The organism is Synergistaceae bacterium (genome assembly GCA_017443945.1).
Lineage (GTDB): Bacteria > Synergistota > Synergistia > Synergistales > Aminobacteriaceae > JAFUXM01.
The window spans coordinates 1-3064 of the sequence record JAFSXS010000031.1 but is presented as its reverse complement, the minus strand read 5'-3'; the positions used below and the strand labels follow the sequence as shown (position 1 = coordinate 3064).

Genomic DNA, 3064 nt, shown 5'->3' with positions numbered 1-3064 from the left:
GCTTTATTCACTCGCGACTGACGTATCAACAGGAAAATTATTTTTGGGCGGAGTCATTCCGGGTATATTAATCGGCGTTTTCCTGATGATTTATGCTATTTTCTATTGCGCTACTAAGGGCGAGGACAAAGCAAAAATTAAACAAAGGCTCGACGAGATAAGCTCAAAAGGTTTCTGGGAATTGTTTAAAGAATCTTTCTGGGCGTTAATGTGTCCGATTATTATTTTAGGCGGTATTTATTCGGGATTCTTCACGCCCACTGAAGCAGCAGTTGTTTCCGTTTTCTATGCAATTATAGTGTGCTTATTCATTGAACGTACAATTAAATTAAGCGCGCTCCCTGCATTCTTAATCAGCTCTGTAAAAACTTACGGCGGACTTGCTTTCGTTCTTGCATTTGCTACAGCGTTCGGCAGAGTCTTATCACTCACTCATGCAACATCAGCGGTACAGGAATTTATTATTAATAATTTCCACAGCTCATTCTCTGTATTGACTGTCTGCACAATTATTTTCTTGATTCTCGGCATGATTATGGATACAGGCCCGGCAATCATTATTCTTGCTCCTGTTCTTCTTCCTGCTGTAAAGGCTCTCGGCGTTAATGACGTTCATTTCGGAGTCGTTCTCGTCTGCTGCTTGTCAATTGGACTTGCTACACCCCCGTTCGGACTTGATTTATTTGTCGCCGGAAATATTTCACAGGATCAGCCGATGTCAGTCGCGAAAAAAGCTGTACCGTTTATAATTGCGTTCTTGCTTGCTCTTGCGCTTATTGTCTATGTTCCTGAGATAAGCACGTGGCTTGTAGGTTAATTTAAGGAGGGAAATAATAATCATGAAAAAATTTATTGCCCTGATAGTATTCATATTTATATTGAGTTCGTGTGCGTTTGCTGCGTCAGAATTTGACGAGACGTGGCTAATTACTTCAGATACAACAGCAAAGGGCGCGGCAGGTAACGTTTTTGCTGAATTAATACGCGATAAAGTGAAAGCAGCTAATGCAGGTCTCGTAATTGACTATTTCCCTAATGGCGAACTCGGCGGCGATGCTGATTTATTGCGTCAGGCTCAGAAAGGTTATATTGCTATTACAGTTTGCCAGACTGCTCCGATAGTGTCATTTATTCCGGAAATGGCAGTATTTGATTTGCCGATGGTATTTGCTCGCTATGACGGTGATACGATCGATAAAGTTCTTAACGGCGACTCAGAGTTCCATAAAGAAATATCAAAAGCGTACGAGAAGGCCGGTTTGCATTTATTAGGCTTCATGCAGAATGCTACGTACAGGCTTGCGACTTCAAACAGGAATTTGGAGACACTTTCAGATTTTAAAGGCTTGCAGATACGCACAATGGAAAACGCAAATCACATGTCTTTCTGGACCGCAATAGGAGCAGAACCAACCCCGTTAGCATGGGCAGAATTATATATTTCTCTTCAGCAGGGGACAGTAAACGCTCAGGAAAACGCAGCCGATACTTGTGCAAGCGCGCATTTTGACGAGGTACAAAAATATCTTGCGTGCACGAATCATATTTTATACTGCAATCAGATATGCATTAACGACAAAATTTATCAAGCTCTCTCGCCCGAACATAAAGCAGTACTCGATAAGGCCGTTCATGATGCATTACAGGAAATGCGTCCAAAACTTGAGGAAATCGACAAGGTCAATAAAGAAAAACTCAAAGCAGGCGGCATGACTATAATTGAATATCCAAATTCATTTTTCAATGATGTATTAGCTATGCAGGGTGTAAGAGATCTTTACAGGAGAATCGACAACGCTACAAACGGACTCGCTACAGTTCTTGAAAAGAGTCTCGCAGAAACAGCAGAAGCTAACAAACCAGCGCCCGCTCCTGTGAGTGAACCCGTACCAGAGGCAGCACCCGCACAATAAAATTTGTCAGCAGTGAGACCCGACATTTTTCGCCGGGTCTTTTTCTTTATCCGCCGTAATATTTTATTAGCGACTGAGTCCCCATTTCGCCTTGTCCGTCTTCCTGCAATTTTTTGAGGTGACTCATAACTGTTACAAGCACATCGAGATTTAATGCTTCCTTGTTTGACTCGTCAATCGCCAGCAGCAGATCTTTTATAAAATGTTTTATCGCGAATCCAGGCGTAAAATCCCTGTCTAAAATTTTCGGAGCGTTCATGTCTAATTGTTTGGATCCGCCCTCACCCGTTGAGACTGCACGCAAAAATTTTGTCATGTCAATATCTTTATATCGCGCGTAGGTCATTGCTTCACAGACTCCGGCCAAAGCTCCCGCAGTTAAAATCTGATTCGCTAATTTCGTGTGCTGACCCATTCCCGCAGATCCCATATAATTTATATTTGTCCCCATTGCGCGGAATAAAGGCAGGCACGCTTTGAAATCTTCTGAGTCTCCTCCGGCCATAATTGAAAGTGTCGCATTTTTTGCGTTGTTCACACTTCCAGACACAGGAGCGTCGAGAACGTGAAGACCCCTTTTTTTGCCCTCGTCATAAAGCATTTTCGCCAGAGTCGGACTCGATGTCGTCATGTCGATAATGCAAGAGTCTTTCTTTGCGCTGTCGAATATTCCCGCCGGCATGAAATAAAGATCTTCTATATCTTTAGGCACGCCCAGCATTGTAATTGTAACGTCGCACTCTTTGAGACAGTCATTTATTGTGCTGTGAAATTTTGCGCCGTTGCTGATGATGTCATAAACTTTCATTATTTGACGCGCGTAAACGTGAACTTCAAAGCCGAGCTTCAATAAATTTTTTACCATAGGTTTACCCATTCTGCCGACTCCGATAAAAGCTATTTTCTTCATGTTCATAAAATTGTGCAGCCTCCTTTGATTGAATTATTATATTATCATGTATTATAAACGTGCAGTATTTATTGTGAGGTGATAAAATATTTAAATCTTTTCGCAAGTTTATTCACGTTCACAAGAGAAATATATTTTACTAATACATCTACTAATACAAAAATTTAATATCATTCATTCATTTGCAGCGACTCATAGTGCAAAAAAATTTTTTATCGCGATAAAACTTTTGCATAAACGC

General features: G+C 41.3%; 3 protein-coding genes. 2 read left to right on the top strand and 1 reads right to left on the bottom strand.

What is annotated here, in order from left to right; genetic code table 11:
* Window positions 1–817, top strand: an 817-nt coding sequence (locus IJT21_03545) for a TRAP transporter large permease (protein MBQ7577326.1), incomplete at its 5' end; no start/stop codon positions are given.
* A 22-nt stretch (window positions 818–839) separates the two neighbouring features.
* Complete coding sequence (locus IJT21_03540; GenBank protein ID MBQ7577325.1) at window positions 840–1913, top strand: TRAP transporter substrate-binding protein; 1074 nt, start codon at window positions 840–842, stop codon at window positions 1911–1913.
* Between the two features lie 46 nt (window positions 1914–1959).
* Here IJT21_03540 and IJT21_03535 read toward each other — a convergent pair whose 3' ends face one another.
* Complete coding sequence (locus IJT21_03535; protein ID MBQ7577324.1) at window positions 1960–2829, bottom strand: NAD(P)-dependent oxidoreductase; 870 nt, start codon at window positions 2827–2829, stop codon at window positions 1960–1962.
* Window positions 2830–3064 lie beyond the last annotated feature (235 nt).

What these genes read in the sequence shown, in the direction of transcription:
- IJT21_03540 (MBQ7577325.1), top strand. Translation starts at nt 840, where the DNA reads ATGAAAAAATTTATTGCCCTGATAGTATTCATATTTATATTGAGTTCG.
- IJT21_03535 (MBQ7577324.1), bottom strand. Translation starts at nt 2,829, where the DNA reads ATGAACATGAAGAAAATAGCTTTTATCGGAGTCGGCAGAATGGGTAAA.